We start from the raw sequence: 20,611 nt of genomic DNA, 5'->3' as shown, positions 1-20,611 counted from the left end.
GCCCGCCGAGGAGGACGGACCGCCGCAAGGGACGGGCGTCAGGCCGAGGCCGGCAGCACGTGGTCGCCCGCCTTGTCCGTGCTCAGGCACAGCGAGCAGACCACCGCGTCATGGGTGGCGCACGCCGTGACGTCGGGGCGCTCGTAGGACTGGTGGCAGACATGGCAGTCCAGGGTGAGCGCGCTGGGGTTGCCGTCGGCGTCCAGGAGGGGTTCGGAGATGCCGTCGCCCGCGCGGCGGAGGTAGTACCTGCCCTTGGTGACGACGGCCATCAGCGGCGTCAGGACGAAGGCGATCACCGCCGCGGCGACGGGGGAGTACGGCTGGAGGGCGTCGCCCAGGGCGTGGAAGTACATCGCGATGGACAGCGCGGACGCGGCGACGAACGACACCACGCCGACCGGGTTGACGGCGTGGAGCATGCCGCGGCGGAACTCCGGCTGGAGCGGGGAGAGCTTCAGCACGTACTTGTTGATGCCGATGTCGGTCGCGACGGTGACGACCCAGGCGATGGCGCAGTTCGAGTAGAACCCGAGGATGCTGTTGAGGAAGCTGAACATGTCGGCTTCCATCAGGGCCAGCGCGAAGCCCAGGTTGACCAGGACGAAGATCATGCGGCCGGGGTAGTGCCTGGTGACGCGGGTGAAGGAGTTCGTCCACGCCAGCGAGCCGGAGTACGCGTTCGTCACATTGATCTTGATCTGGCTGATGACCACCAGGGCCACGGCCAGCGGGACGACCATCCAGGACGGCATCATCGCGTCGAAGGCACTGCGGAACTGCTGGATCGGCTCGGGCGCCGCGGCCGGACCGACCTCGGCCAGGATGTATACGGCGAGGAAGACGCCGATGGCCTGCTTCAGCGCCCCGAGCACCACCCAGCCGGGTCCGGCCATCACCACGGCCGTCCACCAACCGCGCTTGTTCTGCTCGGTCTTGGGCGGCATGAAGCGCAGATAGTCGATCTGCTCCCCGATCTGCGCGATGAGGGAAAAACACACGCCCGCGCCGAGGAGGACGGAGGCCGTGTTGACGCCGCCCTCGCCGTCGGTGCCGGCGTAGGAGAGGAACCGGTCGACGGTGCCGGGGTCGTTGGCGATCAGGTGGACCAGCGGGGCGACCATGAGGATCAGCCAGATCGGCGTGGTCCACACCTGGAGCCTGCTGAGCGCCTTCATGCCGTAGATCACCAGCGGGATGACCATGAGCGTGGAGACCAGATAGCCCAGCCACAGCGGGAGCCCGAGGCCCAGTTTGAGGCCCTGGGCCATGATCGAGCCTTCGAGGGCGAAGAAGATGAAGGTGAAGCTCGCGAAGATGACGCTGGTCAGCACGGAGCCGTAGTAGCCGAAGCCGGAGCCGCGGGTGATCAGGTCGAGGTCGATGTTGTAGCGGGCACCGTAGTAGGCGAGCGGGAAGCCGGTGACGAAGATGACGACGGCGGCGACGGCGATCGCGACGAGCGCGTTGCCGGTGCCGTGCGCCAGGCCGATGCCGGCTCCGATGGAGAAGTCGGCCATGTAGGCGATCCCGCCGAGGGCGGTGGTGGCCACCACCATGGGGCTCCAGCGGCGGTAACTGCGAGGCGCGAAACGGAGGGTGTAGTCCTCCAGTGTCTCCTTGACCGCCTGGTCCGGCGCGGCCTTCGCCGGGTCGCTCGGTCCTGACGTCGTCACTCGTGACTCGGTCGTGCTCATCACGCCTCCCGGTGGGGCAGGGTGCGGGTGCTGCGGTGCAGTGGGCAGCGCCGGTGATGCCACAGCGGGTCACGCTAGAAAGGTGTTGTTACCACGGGGTTTCTGTTGTCGTGAACACGGTGTTTCCGGCGAGCGCTGGGGAGGGCTTTCCGTCACCGCCGGCGGGACACTCCCAGCTCGACGAGATAACGCTTGGTCACCCGCCCGCCGTACCGCCCGTCGATCAACCCCGCGACACACTCCAGCAGCCCGTTCCGGGCGGCCTCCGGAAGGGCCCGATGGCCGGAGTAGGTCCGCAGCACGTCCAGGTACTCCGAGGTCGTGTAGGTGAGGTCCTGCTCGTAGCGGCGGAAGAGCGTCGGGCCGAACCGGCCGCTTCCCGCCACCTCCCGCGCATGGTCCCTACTGTCGACGGCGGCGGATGCGGGAGGCCGCAGTCCGGGCGGCGTCGCCGGGTCGAAGCGCTCGTAGCAGCCCTGGACCTCGGCGAAGAAGTCCTCGGTGCCGCCGTTCACATGCTGAGTACGTACGACGGCCAGGGCTCCGGCCGGACGCAGCGCGTCGGCGGCCTTCGGCACCCGCACCGCCGGGTCGATCCAGTGGAACGCCGTCGCCGACACGACCGCGTCGTACGGCTCGTCCGGCAGCGGCCAGTCCTCGAACCGGGTCGTCACCACGTCCGCTGCCGGGTACTCGGTGAGATTGCGGCGGGCGACCGCGGCCATCCGTGCTCCCGCCTCGACGGCCGTGATCCGGCAGCCCCGCCCGGCCAGCGGCACCGTCACCTGTCCGGTCCCGCAGCCCACCTCCAGCACTCGGCTGCCGGGGACCGTGCCCGCGAGCTCCGCCAGGTCGTCGTACAACCGGGGCGGGTATCCGGGCCTGGCCCGGTCGTACAGCTCCGCGTCCTCGTCGAACGTCCGGCTCAGCCGTGCCCGCCGGGACTCCTCGGGGCTGTCGTCGCGCCGCGTGCGCGTGGGGTGGTCGGGCATGAACAGCAGGTTAGCGACGCGGAGTCGCCCTCCCGGCGACGGTGCGCAAAACGGGCTCGCCGGTACCCGTGGCCCCACCTTTCCGCGACGTCACTGCGGATCGCACCGCTTTCGTACGCGTAGGCGCGCTCAGCCTGGGAACCAGCAGCGGTGGAAGCAACAACTAGTCACCACGGCCGCGAGCAGTGACAGGCCGAAGAGGGTGTGATGGCGACCGAATCGCGGGGCGGCGGCAAACCGCCGTCCGAGGAGACGCAGAACTGGCAGGCCACATTCGACGGGGGTGTCGGCGATGTGACCAGAGCCCGCCTGAGCGCGGAGCGGTTCCTCATGAAGCTGGAGCGGGCCTCACCACCGGCGACGCCCGAGTACCGGGACGACATCGTGCTGGTCGTCACCGAACTCGCCGCCAACGCCATCCAGTACGCCCCGGGGCCCATAGGGCTGACGTTGCGCAGGGCGTTCGACGGTGTGCATGTGACTCTCAGTGACACGAGTACGACCGAACCGGCGCCGCGCCCCTTCCATCCCGGGACCGGCCGCGGCGGCGGCATCGGCTGGTATCTGATCCAGACCCTGTGCGACGAGGTCACCGTGGTGGTGCGGGCGGACGGCAAGGACGTGCACGCCTTCATGCCCTGGTGACATGCCCTGGTGAGCCGCCCGTCCGCCGAAGCGGGGAACCGGGCGGCTCGGCCGAACCGGGTGGCTCACATGAGCGGCACGAACACGCTGACCGTCTTGCCGCCCTCCCGGCGGCGGTCGATCCGGATCTCGCGGGCCAGCCGGATGATCAGCGGCCACCCGTATCCGCTGCCCTCGTGCGTACGGGGCAGGGCCCCGGGCCCGTAGGCGGCCGAGGGGACGGCGTCGCTGTAGTCGTGCACACTCAGCCGCACCCCCTCGGCGAGCGGGGTCACCTCGAACCCCGCCAGGCCGCCGCCGTGCCGGATCGCGTTGGCGACCAGCTCCGACACGACCAGCAGGAGATCCATGACGGCTGTCTCACCGGCCGTGCCGGCCGCCGGCCGCCAGTACTCCTCGACGATCGAGCGCACATAACTGCGCGCCGCCGCCGCACTGGTGATCGTGACCGGCCGGGTGCGCGCATCGGCGCTGTCGCCGTCCGGACGGTGCTCCGCCGACCTCATGGCCGCTCGTCGGTCGCCTGCGGGATGCGCATCGAATGCCGGGCATCTCGGGCGCGTACCAAGTGGACTGCGGTTGCCGTCACTTCACCACTCCTTGCTCGCTGTCGTCCGCGCGCCTCGTCGTCCTCGTCCGCACGTGCTCCTGGGGATCCGCTACCCGGGAGCATCCGAATCATGGGGCAGAGAAGCGTAGTAGCCACCAACGGCGGACAGGTACTCGGGGTCGAGAGTCTCCCGGTCCGTGCCGAATCGCGGAGCCGCCTTGGCCTCCGCGCGGGTGCAGCGCACGGTGATCACCCGGTTCTCCTCGGCGATGGTCGTGACCAGGCCGGCCGGGATCAGCAGGCTCCTGCCGAACACCCAGGCGCCCGTGTCCACGATCAGATGCCGCAGGGGAGTGTCGTCGGCCTGGCGGTCCACATGGCCGATGGTCCCGTCACTCGCCTCGACGGAATACCCGGTGAGCTCATGCCCCTCCTGATGACCGCTCTCGGGTGCGTACGACCAGATTCTGTCGGTGCTCACATCGCATCCTTCTCGGTGTCGTCGTTCTCTTCGCGGTGGCCCGCGCCGGTCAGGCGACGCTCGCCGGCTCTCTCGCCGCGGCGAGCATGTCGCGGGCCCGCGCCAGGGCCTGTCCCACTTCGCGGGTCCCGGTCGACACGCACAGCGTGTACGCCAGGTCCTGCACACGCAGTTCGCGCCGCCGCCCGGCGTCCGGCACGTCGCCCTTGTGGGCCATGAGCGCCTCGTACTCCTCGACGAGGCGGCGGAGTATCGCCGGATGGGGTATCAGCACAGGTCATCCCTCCTGGGGGTGGTCGTCGCAGCCGGCACCGAGCACCTCGTCGCGCACCCGGGCGCAGCACCGGCTGATCAGCCGGGAGACGTGCATCTGGGAGATGCCGAGTTCGTCGGCTATGCGGCTCTGCGTCATGTCCTCGAAGAAGCGCAGGTACAGGATCGTCCGCTCGCGTTCGGGCAGGCGTCGCAGCCCTTCCTTGGCCGCCTCCCGGTCGACGACGACGTCGTACGCCCCGTCGCACCCGCCGATCGTGTCGGCGAGGCTGAAGCCGTCCTCGCTCGACGACATCTCGGCGTCCAGCGACAGGGTGCTGAAGCTGTCGAGTGCCTCGAGGCCCGTGTTGACCTCGTCCTCGGTGAGGCCCGTGTGGGCGGCGATCTGGGCGATCGACGGGTTGGAGCCGTCCGAGGTGGTGAGGTCGCGGCGCGCCACGCGGACCTTGTTGCGCAGGTCCTGGACGCGACGGGGCACCCGCAGGGCCCACATCCGGTCGCGGAAGTGCCGCTTGATCTCACCGGTGATGGTGGGCACGGCGTAGCTCTCGAAGGCCCCTCGGCCGGGCTCGTACCGGTCGATGGCCTTGACCAGACCGAGGGCCGCGACCTGGCGCAGGTCCTCCAGGGACTCGCCGCGGTTGCGGAAGCGGCCGGCGATGCGATGGGCCATGGGCAGCCAGGCCCTGGTCAGTCCGTCGCGTATCGCCTGTCGCTCGGGTCCTTCGGGCAGGTCGGCGAGGCGGACGAAGTCGGATCCGGTGTCGGGGGCGTCGTTGTGGACGCGCCCGCCGGAAACCCGGGAGCGGGTGGGGTTGTCGGAAGCGTGTGCGGAGGTCTCGACCAACATGAGGGAACAACTCCTGAAGCGGCGTTCTCAGGGGGGTCTCTGCGGGAAACGGTGCACGGGGCACGAGGCCCTGGAGCGGTCACGGCTGTGGCACCGATGCGCCTCCGGTCCGAAGCACGAAAACCCGCATGCCCCACGACCGAGGGTGCAAACAGGGTGCGGCGGATGACGACGCCGACCGGGAGCGGAAGGGGGGACGGCCTCCCAGTTGGGAGGCTTTCGTGTACGACGTGTCCGGATCGGGTGCATCCGAGGGCGATTTCCGGCCAGAACCCACCCTCATTCCGTGATCCGTGCCACGGAACAGGAGTGAGCGGCGCGAGTCCGGGCACGCGGGCAACTGACAACAGGTTCCGGTTATTGGGGAGGGCGTCATGGCAGCCGTGACGGCGGTGCAGGCAACGGCCACGGCACAGGATGCGGTCACGACGGACGAGGCGGCGCTGCCGCTGATCGAGGATCCGTCGAGGGTGAGCCCCAAGGATGCACGGCAGTTGTCGCGTCAGTTCTTCGACCGGCTGGTCGTGCTCGAAGAGGGCACGCACGAATTCCAGTACGTGCGCAACACGTTGATCGAGATGAACCTGTCCCTGGTGCGGTACGCGGCATCCCGCTTCCGGGCCCGCGGGGACTCCATGGAGGACGTCGTCCAGGTCGGGACCATCGGGCTGATCAAGGCCATCGACCGCTTCGAGGTGTCCCGGGAGGTCGAGTTCACCACGTTCGCCGTCCCGTACATCGTGGGCGAGATCAAGCGGTTCTTCCGTGACACGAGCTGGGCGGTCCATGTGCCGCGCCGGCTGCAGGAGGCGCGCGCCGAGCTGGCCAAGGCGACCGAGGAACTCAGCTCGCGCCTGGGGCGAATGCCGACCACGCGTGAGCTGTCCGAGCTGATGTCGCTGTCGGAGGAAGAGGTCATCGAGGCCCGCAAGGCGTCCAACGGCTATCAGTCCGCCTCCCTCGACGCGGCGGTCACCGGCGACGCCGAGAACGGCGAGTCCGTCCTGGCCGACCTGCTCGGCGAGGAGGACCCCTCGCTGGAACTCGTGGAGGACTTCCACTCGTTGGCGCCCCTGATCGCCGGGCTGGACGACCGTGAGCGCCGGATCATCCATCTGCGCTTCGTCGAGGAACGCACCCAGGCGCAGATCGCCGAGCAGATCGGCGTCTCCCAGATGCATGTCTCGCGGCTCATCAGCCGCATCCTCAAGCAACTGCGCGCCGGACTGCTGGAGCCCGGGGTCGCCTGAGCGACGCAGCGCACGCGCGACGCCGTACGAGCTGGGCCGCGGCCGATTCGGCCGCGGCCCCTCGCCGTTGTCACATCCTGTCGGCATCGCCCGGGTGCCGGCATCGCGCCGCGAGGGGGATCACCGCGGTCACGCGTTTCCCGCCGGCGGGTAGGTCCGACACCAGCACGGTGCGGGACAGTCGGCACACGATGGGCCAGCCGCGGCCGCCGCACCGGTGCCTGCCCTGGCGGTCGACCGGGTCCAGGGCCACCGGGCGCCTTCGCTCGCGGTCGCTCACGGACAGATACAGGTTCTGGCCGACGACCTCGACGTCGAAGCCGGTGATGCCACCGCCGTGCAGCATCGCGTTGGTCGTCAGTTCGGACGCCACCAGCAGTGCGTCCGAGAGGGTGTCGGGCGCGCAGTCGGCGCCCCGGGTGGGTGTCTGCTCGGTCAGGGCCCGCCGTACGACTCCGCGTGCCTCGGCCGGTGAGGCCGGACTCCACGGCTCGTGCCGGCCGCGGCCCGCGTCCACCGGGCTCCTGGTGACACCGGTCCGGTAGTTCTCACTCATCCTTTCGCTCCCTGACAAAGGCGGGGAGGCGGAGAACCCGCCGGGCGTCCGTGACGACCCCGACCAGGCCCGAGTCCCTTGTTTCCTCTCCCCATCGCGTGAGGCCTTCTCCCTATTCGCGTGACCGCTCTGCCGGTTGCCAAACCGCCGCGTCCGCCCCAGGGCGCGAAAAGCGGTCAGAAGCCGAAGGCGTACGGCTCGTTCGCACGTGCCCTGTGTGCTGGGGAGGTTCGGGGGTAGGCGGGCGAACGCAATCGACGGGCCGCCCCGCGAGGTTTCTCGTACCGACGAGGCATCGAATCCGGTCGCCGGGGCACCCGTCACCGTCGCCGAGCCTGTGGGAGGTACTTGTGTCCGTTGCCCAGAACCCCTTGTCGATCAAGGTGGAAGTGCCCCGTGAGGACGCCGTTCTGCTGACTGTCGAGGGCGACCTGGACATGGATACGGCGACCGAGTTGCAGCACCACCTGGCCAACCAGCTCCATCATGGCCGCAGGCATTTCCTACTCGATATCGCCGGAGTCCCCTTCATGGACTCCTCCGGGATGAACATCGTTCTGCGGGCTTATCAGGAAGTGCGGGAGATCCCGGGAGGGGTGTACGTCATCTCCCCGACGCCCGCCGTCCGGCGGATCATGGATCTCACCGGTGTCAGCATCACGGTCCCGATCGTGGGGAGCCTCGAGGAGGCACTCGCCACCGCGGACGCCGGGCCGAGGGACCGGGAGCCGTAGGACCCGGCTGCCGGCCCACTGCCCGGGGGGCGAAGACAGCTTCCCGAAGAGGCAGTTCACCGATCGCGACCCGCACTCGCATCAAAAACAGTTGCCGTTTGACAACTATGGCCATGAGGCAACAGAGTGAGCGAGTCAAGCGCGGGAGGGGTGTGAAACGTGCCGGTCAGCAACGAGTACGGCCCGCGTCGCCGGGCAGCGGTGCCCACGCGGCACCGCCCCGGCGTCGAACCGGGGCACGTGAGTGCCTCAGGCGCTCCGGGCGTCGGCGGCCTCGTCGCCTTCGTGGATCTCCGCGGACGCCGCGGCGCAGAACGCCTCCAGCCCCTCCAGCAGCGCCGTGCGCTTCGCGACGGGCATCTGCTCCAGCACCGACTGGAGCGCGGCCTCGCGCCGCGCGCGCAGCTCCGCCAAATAGGACCGTCCGCGCCGGCTCAGATGAAGCCGCAGCTCGCGGCGGCTGGAGGTGCTGGGCGCGCGCTCGACGAACCCCACTGCCTGGAGGCGGTCGCACAGCCGGCTGGTCGACGGGGGCGTGGAGCCGAGCGCCTCGGCGAGCATGCGCAGGTTGATGCCGTCGCTGTGCTCCAGGATGAACAGCACGCGGATCTGGGAGGCGGACACCGGCGCCGTCGAGGCGCGGCCCCACAGGACCTCCAGCAACTCGGCGGCCTCGGAGGTCACACGCGCCACCTCGTCCGGCCGCGGTTGCGAGTACGGGGAAGTCACGGCTCCACTCTTCCAGGCTTCGCGGGCACTGTCAGCCCACCGGTTCGGGCAATACGTACAGAACACTAGATACGGACAAGAAGGACCGACGGACGGCGTCCGCGAAACTGCGGGTCGAACGCCGTCACTGTGACAAGAATGGCGTATCCAACATCGTGAACAGATTCGTGGCAGCCGAGCGGGCGCTTCGCTCCGCGGCCCCGCACCAACTGGTGGACGCGGTCCGCGAAGCCCTGTGCAACGACTATGCGGCGAAGTCCGTCCAGCTCCTCCTGGCCGACTACGGCCTGGCGACGCTCCAGCCGGTGCACCCGGCCGCGGGCGCGCCCCAGTCCGTGCCGGCGCACACCGGCCCGGCCGGACGGGCCTTCGGGTCCCAGGAACCCTTCGTCGAGAAGCTGACCGACGGCGAGGTGCGCCTGCATCTGCCGGTCACCGCACGCGGCGACCGGCTCGGCGTCCTGGCCGTCACGATGCCCTCGGCCGAGCAGGCCCAGGAGTGCCTGGACGAGCTCAACGACGTGGCCCAGGTGCTGGCGCACGAGGTGATCGTCGCCGACCGGGACACCGACCTCTACCTGCGGGCACGCCGCACCGACCGACTCACCCTGGCCGCGGAGATGCAGTGGCAGCTGCTGCCCGGCCGGGCCTGCGCCCGCCCCGAGTACGCGCTGGGCGCCCAACTGGAACCCGCCTACTCGATCCACGGCGACAACTTCGACTGGTCGGCGTCCGCCGACCGCCTGATGCTCTACGTCACCAACGGCATGGGCGAGGGCATCGAGGCCGCCCTGCTGACCAACCTGGGCATCAACGCCCTGCGCAACGCCCGCCGCGCGGGCCTGTCCATCGCGGACCAGGCCGCCCTCGCCGACCAGGCCGTCTACGCCCAGTACCGCGGGGACGCCTACCTCTCCGTGCTCCTGCTCGACCTCGAACTGAGCACCGGCCGACTCCAGGTCGTCGACGCCGGCTCCCCGCAGATGCTGCGGCTTCGCGGCCGCGGCGTCGGCGCCCTCGACATCGAGGCACAGCTCCCGCTGGGCATGTTCGAGGAGACGGACTACGTCGCCCACGAGCTGTCGATCGAGCCCGGCGACCGGCTCCTGTTCGCCAGCGACGGGGTCTACGACGTCATCGCGCCCGGCGGCGAACGCTACGGCGAGCGCGCGCTGGCCCGAGCCATCGTGTCGACCAGCCTGCTGCCCGCAGCCGAGGTCCCGCGTGCCGTCCTGAGGGAACTGTCCGGTCACCGCGGCACACCCGTGGCCGACGACGACGCACTCGTCGTGTGCCTCGACTGGTTCGGGCCGCGGCAGCCGTCCTGAGCGAACCACCCGGCGCCTCCCCGCACGGTCGGGGCGGCGCGCACCACGAAGAAGGAGGGAAGCAAGTGCCGGAGCAGCAGACGGCAGAAGGCCGGATCGGCCCGGCGGAGGAGGTGGGGGACTTCCTGCGGCTGCGCCGCGAGCAGATCGCCCAGCGCTGGGCCGACGCGGCGGTTTTCCGCACCGTGTTCACGGTCTCCCGGGACGAGGCCGTGGAAGCCGGCCGGGCCGTGGTCGAGGCGCTGGCCGCGGTGGCCTCCTCGGGGCGCGTGGAGGACTCGGAGGCCGACGGATTCACCGTCGTCCGCGAGCAGCTGGCGCGCACCGCGCACTCCCGGGCCCGCGCCGGCGCCACCATCGGACAGGTCTCGGCCGAGATGGACGCGTTGCGTCAGCCCGTCACCGAGCTGCTGCTCGAGGAGCTCAGCGGCAAGCCCGCAGAGCACCAGCGGGAGTGCGCCACGACCCTGGCCGTGCTGATGGGCACCCTGCGCCTGGTCATGCTGGAGACGACCACGGTCTCCGGGCAGGAACTCATCAACCGCCAGCGGCTGGAAATGCTCGAGATCGCCACCCCCGTGATCAAGCTGTGGGAAGGTATCGTCGCCGTGCCGCTGATCGGCACGCTCGACAGTGCCCGCAGCCAAGTGGTGATGGAGACGCTCTTGGACGCCGTGGTCGAGCAGCACGCCAGCTTCGCCATCCTGGACATCACCGGAGTGCCGACCGTCGACTCACTGGTGGCCCAGCACCTGATGAAGACCGTCGCCGCGGCCCGGCTGATGGGGGCGGAGTGCATAGTCTCCGGGATCCGGCCGGCCATCGCGCAGACCATCGTCCACCTCGGCATCGACCTGAGCTCGGTGCTCACCCGCGCCAGCCTCGCCGACGCCCTCGCCTACGCCCTCCAGCAGCAGGGCGCGCACATCGTGGCGAACCCCGCCGCGGCGGAGCCACGGTGACCGGCGCCGCCACCTACCCGTACGAGGCCCATGTGCCCGTGCTGCGGCTGGGCAAGGTCCTGCTGGTCACCCTCCAGGGCGACCTGTACGACAGCACGGCCGAGCAGCTCCGCCAGGACATCGGCAGGACCGTGTCCGACAGCGCGATCAACGGCGTGGTCATCGACCTCTCCGGCGTCGAGATCGTCGACTCCTTCATGGGCCGGGTGCTCAGCGACGTCGCCGCCATGACCCGGCTGTTGGCCGCGCAGACCGTGGTGGCGGGGATGCGCCCGGCCGTGGCCATAACCCTCGTCGAACTCGGCCTGACCCTGCCGGGACTGCGCACCGCCCTGAACACCGAGGAAGCCCTGCGCCTGCTCGGCGCCGAGGTCTCGGCCCTGCCTCGCGACGTGCGCGCACGCCGGGAGAGCCCGTGACCCACAGCACCGGCAGCGTCTCCGCCCGCCTGCCGATCCACTCGGACCTCGACCTGGTCCGGGTGCGCCAGCACGTGCGGCAGATGACGGCCCGACTCGGGTTCCGTCTGGTGGAACAGACCAAACTCGTCACCGCCGCCAGCGAGTTGGCGCGCAACACCCTCGTGCACGGCGGCGGGGGCCGCATGGAGTGCACGGAGGTCACCAGCGGCGGCGTACGGGGACTACGGCTCGTCTTCAGCGACGAGGGCCCCGGCATCGCCGACCTGGACCAGGCCCTGTCGGACGGCTACACCTCCGGCGAGGGGCTGGGGATGGGCCTGGGCGGCTCCCGCCGGCTGGTCCACGAGTTCTCCGTCGACAGCCGGCGCGGCGCCGGGACCACCGTGACCGTGACGTCCTGGACCTCCGGGCCGCCCCACCCGCGCGAGGCGCCCTGATGCCGCGCGTCTGGGAGGTACCCGTGCACGACTCGACCCGGGTGCGCGACGCCCGGCTGGCGGCCCGGGAGGCGGCCCGCCACGCCGGGCTCGCCGACGACCGGGTCGCCACGGCCGAGCTCGTGGCCACCGAACTCGCGACCAACCTGCTCAAGCACGCCGGTGGCGGACGGGTGCTCCTCGACCTCGTGGGCCCGTCCGTGCCGGCCCACGGCGACGAGCGGATCCTCCTGGTGCAGATCATGGCCATCGACCACGGCCCCGGCATGCCCGACACCGCCGCGGCCCTGCGCGACGGCTTCTCGACCGCGGCCACCCTTGGCGCCGGACTCGGCACCTGTCGGCGCATCGCGGACGACTTCGCTCTGCACAGCACGCCGGGGCGGGGCACGACGGTGATGGCCAGGATCGCCCCGCACCGCGACCGTGACACCGCCGACCCGCACTCGGAGCCGCCTCCGGTACGGGCCGGCGGCGTCAACATGCCGCTCGCCGGAGGGGAGTTCTCCGGTGACGCGTGGGCCTGCGTCCGCACGGCCGACCATGTGACGCTCCTGCTGGCCGACGGCCTCGGCCACGGCCCCCAGGCGGCCCGCGCCTCCTCCGCCGCGGTGGCGGTACTGCGGTCCATGCCCCATCTGCCGCCGGCCGACCTGCTGCGGCGCATGCACACCGTCCTGCGCGACACCAGGGGCGCGGCCGTGGCCGTGGCCCAACTCGACGTCGCCGCCGCGAAGTTGCACTTCGCCGGTGTGGGCAACATCGGGGCCCGGCTCCGCGACGGCGACCACTGGCAGGGGCTGGTCTCGTTCCCCGGCATCGTCGGCGCCCACCTCCCCGCACGCCTTCCCCAGCACCAGGAGCGCTGGACGCACGACAGCCTCCTCGTCCTGCACAGCGACGGCCTGCCGAGCCGCTGGAGTCCCGGCCCGGCCGTCGAGACCCCGTCCTCCCTCGACCCCGCCGTGATCGCCGCCTCGATCGTGCGGGACGCCAGCAGCCCAGCCAGGCCGGTACGCGACGACACCGCCGTCGCCGTGCTCGGCCCACGCCCACCGGACCGCCTCTCATGACCCGCACCTGGAACGTCCGCACCGTCACCGACGCCGCTCAGGTCCGCATAGCCACGGCTCGGCTGGCCGCCGCATGCGGGGTGACCACGGTCGAGCGCACACGACTGGTGACCGCACTGACCGCACAGCTTCGGCAGCGCCTCACCAAGGGAGGCGAGTGGAAGGTCGGCGCCGGAGTGACCCTGTCGCCGCACGGGGGCGAGCTCCACATCGAGGTGACCCCGGCGAAGCGCCGCCCGGACGACCGGCAGCCTCCCTGGCGTGCCGGTGTCCCGTGCGCCGAGGACGCGGACGTATCGGGGACCGACCCCGCCGACGACGACCCGACCGCCCTGGCCGAGGCCCTGTTCGGAGCCGACGAGGACGCCGCCCTGCTGCTGGACCGCCTCGACGAGCAGGAGTCGCTCGTCGCCTTCCACCGCGAGGAACTCCACCAGACCAACCAGGGCGTCCTCGCGCTGCACGCCGAACTGGACGCCGCCGGCCGGGCCCAGCGCGAACTCTTCGACGCCGAGCAGAAGGCACGTCAGGAGGCGGAGAACGCCCGCGGCCGGCTGACCTTCCTGGCCGACGCCAGCGCCGCCCTCACCGCCTCCCTGAACCACGAGGCCATCGTGCGGCTGCTCCCCACCCTTCTCGTCCCGCGCTACGCGCGCACCGTGGACGTCTGGCTCTTCGACGACGTCGACGACGCGCTGCGCGGCGGCCCCCGCCCCGCCGCCGCGGTCCTCGCCGCCCGCCGCGGCCGCCCCCAGTACGCCGCCGACCACCCCGGCAACCTCCCCGGCGTCGACGACCAGCCGGCCTCCGCCCTCGACGCCGGGCGCCCCCTGCTCTGCATCCCCCTGCTCACCCGCCGGGCACCCCAGGGTGTCCTCACCCTGTCGCCGCCCGACCAGCGCTGGGACGCCGACGACGCCGTCATGCTCATCGAGCTCACCCGACGCGCCAGCATCGCCCTGGAGCACGCCCGCCGCTTCGAGCACAACCGGGACATCGCCGAGACCCTGCAACGCGCCCTGCTCACCGAGTTGCCCACCGCCGACGGCCTGAGCCTGGCCGCGCGCTACCTCCCGGCCACCCGGGGCCTGAACATCGGCGGTGACTGGTACGACGCCATCCGCCAGCCCGACGGCAGCCTCATCACCGTCGTCGGAGACGTCACCGGGCACGGGCTGCACGCCGCGGTGATGATGAGCCAACTGCGCACCGCCCTGCGGGCCTACGCCGTCGACGGCAGCAGCCCCGGGCGGCTCCTGACCCGCCTGCACGAGTTCCTGCACCGTCTGCGCCTCGACCTGTACGCCACCGCCGTCATAGCCCGTATCCACCCGGACGGGGACACGCTCACCTGGGCCGCCGCCGGCCATCCGCCACCGGTGCTGCGCGACCCCGACGGCCGGGTGCACACGCTCGACGACAAACCCGGCGCCATGCTCGGCATCCCGCTGGAACAGGAGATCGGCGACCACACCGTGGCCCTCCCGCCCGGATCGACGCTCGCGCTCTACACCGACGGCCTGGTGGAGCGGCGCGCCCAGGGGATCGACCCCGGCATCCAGCGCCTCGCCGACGCGCTCGGCGGCTTCGGCGCGGCCGAACTCGACGACGACCTGGAGTCGTCGGCCGACCGGCTGCTGAACCCGCTGCTGAGCGACTCCGAACACGACGACGACGTATGCCTGTTGCTGTGCCATGTGCACGGCCGCGCGCCGCGGCAGCGGGCGCCTTAGCCCTGAGCGGAGCCCTCACCGTCCGTCTCGTGCACGGCACGCAGCGCCTGTTCGAGCCGCAGACGCCGGTCGGGCGGAACGGCGTCGAGGGCGCCGGCCAGGTACTCGGACAGCCGCTCGGTGACGTCCGCGAGGAGTCTGTGTCCCTGGTCCGTGACCTCCAGACGCACCTCCCGTCGGTCACCGGGGCGGACGTGCCGGCGCATCAGCCCCGCCGCTTCGAGCCGGTCGCACAGCCGGCTGGCGGTCGGCAGCCCGATGCCCAGGTGCTCGGCCAGGGCGGTGACATTGAGGGTGGGACGGCGGGCGATGGCCTCCAAGGCGCGTATCTGCCGCGGCGGAAGGCGCGGACGTACGTCGTCCACGGCTGAGAACCACAGCGCCACCAGGTTCTTCACCGCCTCGGCAAGCTGCCGGCCGGACACGTGGGAGGGGCTGTCGGGTTCCTGTTCGCGGCACATGGTCCGTCATCCTTCGAAGACCGCGGTCGTCACCGGCCTGGGCTGCATCAGTGCAGGGGCCTACCCGAAGCGGCGGAGACTACACAACAACACCGGTACGAGGTGTCCGCCGGGGTCGTGCGCCGGCCGGAAGAATCGGGACGTTCAGCGGGTGCCGGCACGCGGATCCACGTGGATCTTGGGTCCTGGGCCGGCGCCGCCCGGCCGCCCGCCCGCCAGGACCGGCCCGACCTCGTCCAGGCTCACGGTCGCCGCGACGAGCGGCCTCGGATCGACCACTCCCGACGCGTACGCGCTGATGGTGGCGTCCAGCCCCGGCGAGCCGGACAGGACACCCACCGCCGTCACGTCCTTGAGGACCAGCGTGCGGGTGTCGATCCGGCTCGGTTCGGCGGCCAGCCCGATGTACACGAGCCGGCCGCCCGGCTCGACCAACTCCAGTGCCCTGTCCGGCAGATGGGCGGCGGTCGAGGCGTCCACGACCGCGTCGAAGGGCAGGTCCGGGAGCGAGCGCTCGTCCCAGACGTGCTCGAAGCCCAGGGCGTGGGCGAAAGCGGGGGAGTGGCCGGCACGGTCCAGCAGATGCACCTCCGCGCCCTCCGCCCGCAGGAACATCGCGACGAGCAGGCCGATCGTCCCGGGCCCCAGTACGAGGACACGGTCCCCCGCACGGGCCGCCGTCGCCCGCGCGGCACGCAGCGCGTTGCCGCCCGGCTCCACGAGCGCGCCGAGCACTGCGTCGACCGAGTCGGGAAGGGCGTGCAACGAGGACGCCGGCACCGCGAGTCGCTCCGCCAGGGCACCGTCACGCGCACCGCGGATCCCGACCTCCTGGCGCTTCTCGCACACATGCCGGCGGCCCCGGAGACAGCGGCGGCAACTGCCGCAGCCGAGCATCGTGTCACCCATGACGCGCCGGCCGACCCACCCCGGCTCGACCCCTTCACCGACCGACGCCACCCGCCCGGCCCACTCGTGCCCCGGCCGCATCGGGTAGGCGGAGTGCCCCTGGTGGAGGTAGGCCATGGCCCCGGTGAAGAACTCGATGTCGGTGCCGCACACCCCGACCCGCTCGACGTCGACCACGACTTCCCCGGGCGCCGCCACCGGCACCGGGACGTCCCGCACCTCGTACGCGCCCGGGGCGGTGAGGACGAACGCGCGCATGAGGTCCACCAAGGTGCGCTCCAGAGTGATCGGTTGCGGAGGTCGGAAGCTGTTCGCGTCAGGTGTACGGCTCGCCGAGCGGCCCCAGCAGAGCGCGGATCTCGTCGAGCGCGTCGACCAGGGCCGCCAGCGGGGTCCGGTACGCCAGCGCGCTGACGCTCACCGCCCCGGAAGGGACCGCGGGCGAGGTCGGATACACGGGCAGGGCAAGGCAGTTGACGCCGGTCTCGTTCTCCTCGTCGTCGAGGCCGTAGCCCCTCTCGCGGGTGATCACGAGTTCCCGGTGCAGGGCGACGGCCGTACCCGACGACCGGGCCGTACGACGTTCCAGCGGCCGGTCGCCGATCCACGCCGCCACCTCGTCCTCGCCGCGCAGCCGCCCGGCGAGCAGCAGCTTTCCGACGGCGGTGGTGTGGGCGGGGTTGCGCCCGCCGACGGTGGACGTGAGGCGCACGGCACCGGTGGGCGGGTCGACCTTGGCGCGGTAGACGATCTCGCGGCCGTCCAGCACCGCGTAGTGCGCGGTCTCCCCGAACCGGTGCGCCAGCGCTTCGAGCACCGGTTGCAGCCGCACCTGCTCCGGACGGGCCTCGTGATGGGCGAAGGCCATCCGCAGGAACTCGTCACCCAGCACGTACCGGCCGCGGGCACCCTGGTCGGCCAACCCGGCCCGGCGCAGCGCACCGAGCGCCCGGTGGACCGTCGGCTTGGGACTCGCGACGACCCGGGTCAGCTCCTCCAGCCCCACCCCTTCGGGATACCGGGCGAGCTGCTTCAGCACCGCGAGCACCCGGTCCGAACCCACAAGGCGGTTGCCGTCGGCGGCAGTTGATCCGTCCTCGCCGAGGGCTGTCGATCCGTCGTACGTCTGCGTATGCTCCATGGCGTTCCAGACTGTAGACCTCCGTACCGACTGCCGGAAGAGGTCCCATCGTGAACCTGCGAAGCGCACAGTGGTACGAGGGCCAGGACCGCAATGCCTACATCCACCGGGCGTGGATGCGCAGAGGCGTCCCGGGCGACGCCTTCACCGGCCGGCCGCAGATCGCCATCGCCAACACCGCCTCCGACCTGACCCCTTGCAACGCCCATCTCGACGAGGTCGCGGCCTCGGTGCGCAACGGCGTGTACGAGGCCGGCGGCATCCCGCTGGACCTGCCGGTGGTGTCGCTGGGCGAGACGAACGTACGGCCCACCGCCATGCTGTGGCGCAACATGGCGGCCATGGCCACGGAGGAGATGCTGCGGGCCAACCCCATCGACGGCGTGGTCCTGCTGGGCGGCTGCGACAAGACGATCCCGTCGCTGCTCATGGCCGCCGCCTCGGTGGATCTGCCCGCGCTGGTGGTGCCCGGCGGGCCGATGCTCACCGGGACGTTCCGCGGCAGGCCGCTGGGCTGCGGCACCGACGTGTGGCGGCTGTCGGAGGAGGTGCGGGCCGGCACGCTGTCGCAGGAGCAGTTCACCCGCTCCGAGTCGGCGATGATCCGCAGCCGCGGCCACTGCAACACCATGGGAACCGCCTCCACCATGGCCCTGGTCGCCGAGGCGCTGGGCACGGTCGTGCCCGGCGTGGCCGGAACTCCCGCGCCCGACAGCCGTCTGCCGGAGGCCGCGCACCTTTCCGGCCGGCTGGCGGTGGACATGGTTGCCGCCGACCGGCGGCCGGGCACCTTCCTGACCAAGGCGTCCTTCCACAACGCCATCGTCGCCCTCGCTGCCGTCGGCGGCTCGACCAACGCGGTCGTGCACCTCCTCGCCATCGCGGGCCGTCTGGGCGTCGACCTCTCCCTCGACGACTTCGACCGCATCGGCTCCCACGTCCCGGTCCTGGTCGATCTCCAGCCCGCCGGGCGCTTCCTCATGGAGGACTTCCACCGCGCCGGGGGCCTGCTCGCCGTCCTGCGCGAGGTCCGTGACCTGCTCGATCCCGACGCCCTCACGGTCACCGGCAAGCCGCTCGTCGACGCGCTCGACGACGCCCCGATCTGGGACGCCGAGGTCATCCGCACCCGCGCCGAGCCCCTGGTCGCCGAGGGCGGCATAGCCGTGCTGCGCGGCAACCTCGCGCCCGACGGCGCCGTCATCAAACCCGCGGCGGCCTCCCCGCACCTGCTGCGCCACCGCGGCCGGGCCGTCGTCTTCGACTCCATCGAGGACTTCCACGCCCGCGTCGACGACCCCGGACTCGACGTCGACGCCGACTCCGTCCTCGTCCTGCGCGGCTGCGGCCCCAAGGGCTACCCGGGGATGCCCGAGGTGTCGAACATGCCACTGCCGAAGAAGCTCCTCGAACAGGGCGTGCGCGACATGGTGCGGGTCTGCGACGGCCGGATGAGCGGCACGGCGTACGGCACGGTCGTCCTGCACGTCGCCCCGGAGGCGGCGGCCGGCGGCCCGCTCGCTCTGGTGCGGACCGGCGACTTCATCACCCTCGACGTCGAGGCCCGCCGCCTCGACATCGACGTACCCGCCGACGAACTTGCCCGCAGAGTCCCGAGCGAGCCGACGGTCCGGGCCTACGCCGACCCGCGGCGCGGCTGGGAACGCCTCTACGTCGACCACGTCCTCCAGGCCGACACCGGCGCCGACCTGGACTTCCTCGTGGGCTCCAGCGGTTCGGAGGTGACCCGGGAGTCGCACTGAGCGGGCACCGCCGCGCACCGGCCCCGCATCGGCGTACAACCCTGAGGCCGGGTGACTGGTCTCTACCACCGTACGAACCAATCAGACCGTTCGGTACAACTCGGTTCAACGGGGGAACACATGAGCCTGTCCAGCAAGCACCGGCGCAACCGCACCGCACGCACCGCCACGGCCGCCGTCACGCTCCTCATGGCGGGTGCGCTCGGGGCCGCGGGGGCCGGAACGTCCAACGCCGGTACTTCCAACACCGGTGCGTCCAGCGTCGGTTCGTCCGGGGCCGCCGCCAAGGCCGCACTGCAGACCCGGCAGATCGCCTCGTCCGTCCTCGGCGGCGACTACAAGATCACACTCACCGCCCTGCGCTCACCCGAGGACGAACTCGCCGCCTCCGTGCGGCTCCAGGTCTTCACCCAGAGCGGCGGCGCCTGGAAGGAGTCCGACCGCGTCACCGTCGGCGACGTGGACGGCTGGTTCTGGTACCCGCTCACCGGCAAGGGCGCCGTCTGCGACTTCGCGACCGCGAACACCGAGCCCGCCCCGCTGACGGTGAGCCTGCTGGTCACGCCTTCCATCGGCTGCTCCGACCCGGTCCACTACCTGGTGAAGGAAGGCCGGGTCTACGCCGACTGACGGCGAGGCGCCGGTTCAGCCGCGGGTGACCGCGGTGCGCGCCGACTCGTCGACGTGGAGGGTGAAGACGTCGGGGCGGGCATAGTGACCGGTCGGATCGAAGTCGAAGCGCGCGCGGGTGAGGTCGTCCAGGTCGAGTTCGGCCGCCAGGATGCCCTCCCCGTCGCGCAGCGGGCCGGCGAGGACCTCGCCCAGCGGGGAGACGATGACGGACCCGCCCCCGATGAGCACGGTGTCGGGTTCGTCGCCCTGGACGGGATGGAGGTCGGCAGGGAGGGCGTCGCGGCGCAGGTACTGGTTGGCGCTCAGCACGAAGCAGCGGCCCTCCAGGGCGATGTGCCGCATCGTGGCCTGCCAGGCGTCACGGTCGTCCACGGTCGGCGCGCACCACAGGTCGACACCCTTGGCGTACATCGCCGTACGGAACAACGGCATGTAGTTCTCCCAGCAGATGGCCGCGCCCAGCCGGGCGGCGCCGGTGTCGACGACCGGGAGCGTGGAGCCGTCGCCCTGGCCCCACAGGTAGCGTTCGGCGGCCGTCGGCATGAGCTTGCGGTGCAGGCCCAGATAGCCGTCGGGGCCGAACAAGAGGGCCACGCAGTAGAGGGTGCCGCCCTGCCGCTCGACCGCGCCGACGACGGCGTGGCAGCCCAGTTCCCGGGTGAGGGCGGCCAGGATGTCGATCTCGGGGCCCGGGACGTCGATGGCGGCGTCGTGGTAACGCCGGAACAGCTCGCGGCCGGCCGGTGTACGGCGGCCGACGCTGATATCGAAGTCCAGGCCCTTGGGATAGCCGCCGAGGAACGCCTCGGGCAGCACGACCACGTCCGCCCCGCGGTCGGTGACGGCCTCCCGGAGGAGCTCCTCGGCGCGGTTCAGTGCGGCCTTCGTGTCGAACAGCGGGGCTGCCGCCTGGACGACGGCGGCGGTCACGGTGGAGCGGGACGTGCCGGCCGCGCCGGTGGAGGGGCTCGTTGAGGTCATGGCGTCGACCC

General features: G+C 71.5%; 23 protein-coding genes. 11 read left to right on the top strand and 12 right to left on the bottom strand.

The window, feature by feature from the left end:
• Nucleotides 1-38: 38 nt before the first annotated feature.
• A complete protein-coding gene (locus tag CP983_RS02005; RefSeq protein WP_150498277.1) occupies nt 39-1,697 on the bottom strand; it encodes a purine-cytosine permease family protein in 1,659 nt (552 codons plus the stop codon).
• Nucleotides 1,698-1,849: 152 nt separating this feature from the next.
• The gene (locus CP983_RS02000) at nt 1,850-2,689 is read right to left on the bottom strand and encodes a class I SAM-dependent methyltransferase (protein WP_150498276.1); all 840 of its coding nucleotides are present in this window, start codon (nt 2,687-2,689) and stop codon (nt 1,850-1,852) included.
• A gap of 207 nt (nt 2,690-2,896) precedes the next feature.
• Here CP983_RS02000 and CP983_RS01995 point away from each other — a divergent pair, with 207 nt between their 5' ends.
• Nucleotides 2,897-3,334, top strand: coding sequence for an ATP-binding protein (locus CP983_RS01995; protein ID WP_107910465.1), 438 nt, complete (start codon nt 2,897-2,899; stop codon nt 3,332-3,334).
• Nucleotides 3,335-3,399: 65 nt separating this feature from the next.
• Here the strand turns inward: CP983_RS01995 and CP983_RS01990 are convergent, their stop codons facing one another.
• The 4 genes from CP983_RS01990 to CP983_RS01975 all read right to left on the bottom strand — a co-directional run bounded on the left by CP983_RS01990 (nt 3,400) and on the right by CP983_RS01975 (nt 5,488).
• Complete coding sequence (locus CP983_RS01990; protein WP_107910468.1) at nt 3,400-3,840, bottom strand: ATP-binding protein; 441 nt, start codon at nt 3,838-3,840, stop codon at nt 3,400-3,402.
• A gap of 153 nt (nt 3,841-3,993) precedes the next feature.
• On the bottom strand, nt 3,994-4,365 hold the full coding sequence (locus tag CP983_RS01985; protein ID WP_125525087.1) for a PRC-barrel domain containing protein: 372 nt from the start codon (nt 4,363-4,365) through the stop codon (nt 3,994-3,996).
• Nucleotides 4,366-4,414: 49 nt separating this feature from the next.
• Nucleotides 4,415-4,639: a DUF5133 domain-containing protein gene (locus CP983_RS01980; RefSeq protein WP_150498275.1), complete on the bottom strand. Its 225-nt coding sequence runs from the start codon at nt 4,637-4,639 to the stop codon at nt 4,415-4,417.
• A 3-nt stretch (nt 4,640-4,642) separates the two neighbouring features.
• Nucleotides 4,643-5,488, bottom strand: a complete 846-nt coding sequence (locus tag CP983_RS01975) for a SigB/SigF/SigG family RNA polymerase sigma factor (RefSeq protein WP_150498274.1) — start codon at nt 5,486-5,488, stop codon at nt 4,643-4,645.
• A 374-nt stretch (nt 5,489-5,862) separates the two neighbouring features.
• Here CP983_RS01975 and CP983_RS01970 point away from each other — a divergent pair, with 374 nt between their 5' ends.
• Nucleotides 5,863-6,738: an RNA polymerase sigma factor SigF gene (locus CP983_RS01970; protein WP_150498273.1), complete on the top strand. Its 876-nt coding sequence runs from the start codon at nt 5,863-5,865 to the stop codon at nt 6,736-6,738.
• 70 nt (nt 6,739-6,808) lie between these two features.
• Here the strand turns inward: CP983_RS01970 and CP983_RS01965 are convergent, their stop codons facing one another.
• Nucleotides 6,809-7,294 (bottom strand): ATP-binding protein, encoded by a 486-nt coding sequence (locus CP983_RS01965; protein WP_229914613.1) that lies wholly within the window; start codon nt 7,292-7,294, stop codon nt 6,809-6,811.
• Nucleotides 7,295-7,644: 350 nt separating this feature from the next.
• Between CP983_RS01965 and CP983_RS01960 the strand changes: the two genes are divergently transcribed.
• Complete coding sequence (locus CP983_RS01960; RefSeq protein ID WP_107910475.1) at nt 7,645-8,028, top strand: STAS domain-containing protein; 384 nt, start codon at nt 7,645-7,647, stop codon at nt 8,026-8,028.
• A 249-nt stretch (nt 8,029-8,277) separates the two neighbouring features.
• Here the strand turns inward: CP983_RS01960 and CP983_RS01955 are convergent, their stop codons facing one another.
• The gene (locus CP983_RS01955; RefSeq protein ID WP_125525084.1) at nt 8,278-8,712 is read right to left on the bottom strand and encodes a MarR family transcriptional regulator; all 435 of its coding nucleotides are present in this window, start codon (nt 8,710-8,712) and stop codon (nt 8,278-8,280) included.
• Between the two features lie 200 nt (nt 8,713-8,912).
• Between CP983_RS01955 and CP983_RS01950 the strand changes: the two genes are divergently transcribed.
• The 6 genes from CP983_RS01950 to CP983_RS01925 all read left to right on the top strand — a co-directional run bounded on the left by CP983_RS01950 (nt 8,913) and on the right by CP983_RS01925 (nt 14,712).
• The gene (locus tag CP983_RS01950; RefSeq protein ID WP_150498272.1) at nt 8,913-10,085 is read left to right on the top strand and encodes a PP2C family protein-serine/threonine phosphatase; all 1,173 of its coding nucleotides are present in this window, start codon (nt 8,913-8,915) and stop codon (nt 10,083-10,085) included.
• Nucleotides 10,086-10,150: 65 nt separating this feature from the next.
• Nucleotides 10,151-11,047 carry an STAS domain-containing protein gene (locus tag CP983_RS01945; RefSeq protein ID WP_150498271.1) on the top strand — a complete coding sequence of 299 codons (897 nt, stop codon included), beginning with the start codon at nt 10,151-10,153 and terminating at the stop codon, nt 11,045-11,047.
• Complete coding sequence (locus tag CP983_RS01940; RefSeq protein WP_125525082.1) at nt 11,044-11,466, top strand: STAS domain-containing protein; 423 nt, start codon at nt 11,044-11,046, stop codon at nt 11,464-11,466. Before CP983_RS01945 ends, CP983_RS01940 begins: the two co-directional genes overlap by 4 nt.
• Nucleotides 11,463-11,906: an anti-sigma regulatory factor gene (locus CP983_RS01935; RefSeq protein ID WP_167537633.1), complete on the top strand. Its 444-nt coding sequence runs from the start codon at nt 11,463-11,465 to the stop codon at nt 11,904-11,906. The genes CP983_RS01940 and CP983_RS01935 overlap by 4 nt, the downstream gene beginning before the upstream one ends.
• Nucleotides 11,906-12,979, top strand: a complete 1,074-nt coding sequence (locus tag CP983_RS01930) for an ATP-binding SpoIIE family protein phosphatase (RefSeq protein WP_150498270.1) — start codon at nt 11,906-11,908, stop codon at nt 12,977-12,979. The genes CP983_RS01935 and CP983_RS01930 overlap by 1 nt, the downstream gene beginning before the upstream one ends.
• Nucleotides 12,976-14,712: a PP2C family protein-serine/threonine phosphatase gene (locus CP983_RS01925; RefSeq protein WP_150498269.1), complete on the top strand. Its 1,737-nt coding sequence runs from the start codon at nt 12,976-12,978 to the stop codon at nt 14,710-14,712. The genes CP983_RS01930 and CP983_RS01925 overlap by 4 nt, the downstream gene beginning before the upstream one ends.
• On the opposite strand, the gene CP983_RS01920 is transcribed toward CP983_RS01925, so the two are convergent.
• From CP983_RS01920 to CP983_RS01910, 3 genes are all read right to left on the bottom strand, one after another.
• Entirely contained in the window at nt 14,709-15,173 is a 465-nt protein-coding gene (locus CP983_RS01920; RefSeq protein ID WP_150498268.1) for a MarR family winged helix-turn-helix transcriptional regulator, read from the bottom strand. The two genes, CP983_RS01925 and CP983_RS01920, sit on opposite strands and share 4 nt — an antisense overlap.
• A gap of 144 nt (nt 15,174-15,317) precedes the next feature.
• Entirely contained in the window at nt 15,318-16,340 is a 1,023-nt protein-coding gene (locus CP983_RS01915) for a zinc-dependent alcohol dehydrogenase (protein WP_189748418.1), read from the bottom strand.
• 58 nt (nt 16,341-16,398) lie between these two features.
• Nucleotides 16,399-17,223: an IclR family transcriptional regulator gene (locus tag CP983_RS01910; protein ID WP_150498266.1), complete on the bottom strand. Its 825-nt coding sequence runs from the start codon at nt 17,221-17,223 to the stop codon at nt 16,399-16,401.
• A 50-nt stretch (nt 17,224-17,273) separates the two neighbouring features.
• Here CP983_RS01910 and CP983_RS01905 point away from each other — a divergent pair, with 50 nt between their 5' ends.
• Complete coding sequence (locus tag CP983_RS01905) at nt 17,274-18,986, top strand: IlvD/Edd family dehydratase (protein ID WP_150498265.1); 1,713 nt, start codon at nt 17,274-17,276, stop codon at nt 18,984-18,986.
• A gap of 120 nt (nt 18,987-19,106) precedes the next feature.
• Nucleotides 19,107-19,616, top strand: a complete 510-nt coding sequence (locus tag CP983_RS01900; protein ID WP_150498264.1) for a hypothetical protein — start codon at nt 19,107-19,109, stop codon at nt 19,614-19,616.
• Between the two features lie 15 nt (nt 19,617-19,631).
• On the opposite strand, the gene CP983_RS01895 is transcribed toward CP983_RS01900, so the two are convergent.
• On the bottom strand, nt 19,632-20,600 hold the full coding sequence (locus CP983_RS01895) for a nitrilase-related carbon-nitrogen hydrolase (protein ID WP_150498263.1): 969 nt from the start codon (nt 20,598-20,600) through the stop codon (nt 19,632-19,634).
• Nucleotides 20,601-20,611: the final 11 nt, after the last annotated feature.

Source organism: Streptomyces chartreusis (genome assembly GCF_008704715.1).
Taxonomy (GTDB): Bacteria; Actinomycetota; Actinomycetes; order Streptomycetales; family Streptomycetaceae; genus Streptomyces; species Streptomyces chartreusis.
The sequence above is the reverse complement of the archived record's forward strand: the minus strand, read 5'-3'. Positions and strand labels throughout refer to the sequence as shown.

Coding starts and splice junctions, on each gene's coding strand:
- CP983_RS01975 (WP_150498274.1), bottom strand. CDS start 5,488: ATGTTGGTCGAGACCTCCGCACACGCTTCCGACAACCCCACCCGCTCC.
- CP983_RS01900 (WP_150498264.1), top strand. CDS start 19,107: ATGAGCCTGTCCAGCAAGCACCGGCGCAACCGCACCGCACGCACCGCC.
- CP983_RS01895 (WP_150498263.1), bottom strand. CDS start 20,600: ATGACCTCAACGAGCCCCTCCACCGGCGCGGCCGGCACGTCCCGCTCC.
- CP983_RS02000 (WP_150498276.1), bottom strand. CDS start 2,689: ATGCCCGACCACCCCACGCGCACGCGGCGCGACGACAGCCCCGAGGAG.
- CP983_RS01925 (WP_150498269.1), top strand. CDS start 12,976: ATGACCCGCACCTGGAACGTCCGCACCGTCACCGACGCCGCTCAGGTC.
- CP983_RS01990 (WP_107910468.1), bottom strand. CDS start 3,840: ATGAGGTCGGCGGAGCACCGTCCGGACGGCGACAGCGCCGATGCGCGC.
- CP983_RS01970 (WP_150498273.1), top strand. CDS start 5,863: ATGGCAGCCGTGACGGCGGTGCAGGCAACGGCCACGGCACAGGATGCG.
- CP983_RS01920 (WP_150498268.1), bottom strand. CDS start 15,173: ATGTGCCGCGAACAGGAACCCGACAGCCCCTCCCACGTGTCCGGCCGG.
- CP983_RS01910 (WP_150498266.1), bottom strand. CDS start 17,223: ATGGAGCATACGCAGACGTACGACGGATCGACAGCCCTCGGCGAGGAC.
- CP983_RS02005 (WP_150498277.1), bottom strand. CDS start 1,697: ATGAGCACGACCGAGTCACGAGTGACGACGTCAGGACCGAGCGACCCG.
- CP983_RS01915 (WP_189748418.1), bottom strand. CDS start 16,340: ATGCGCGCGTTCGTCCTCACCGCCCCGGGCGCGTACGAGGTGCGGGAC.
- CP983_RS01995 (WP_107910465.1), top strand. CDS start 2,897: ATGGCGACCGAATCGCGGGGCGGCGGCAAACCGCCGTCCGAGGAGACG.
- CP983_RS01930 (WP_150498270.1), top strand. CDS start 11,906: ATGCCGCGCGTCTGGGAGGTACCCGTGCACGACTCGACCCGGGTGCGC.
- CP983_RS01965 (WP_229914613.1), bottom strand. CDS start 7,294: ATGAGTGAGAACTACCGGACCGGTGTCACCAGGAGCCCGGTGGACGCG.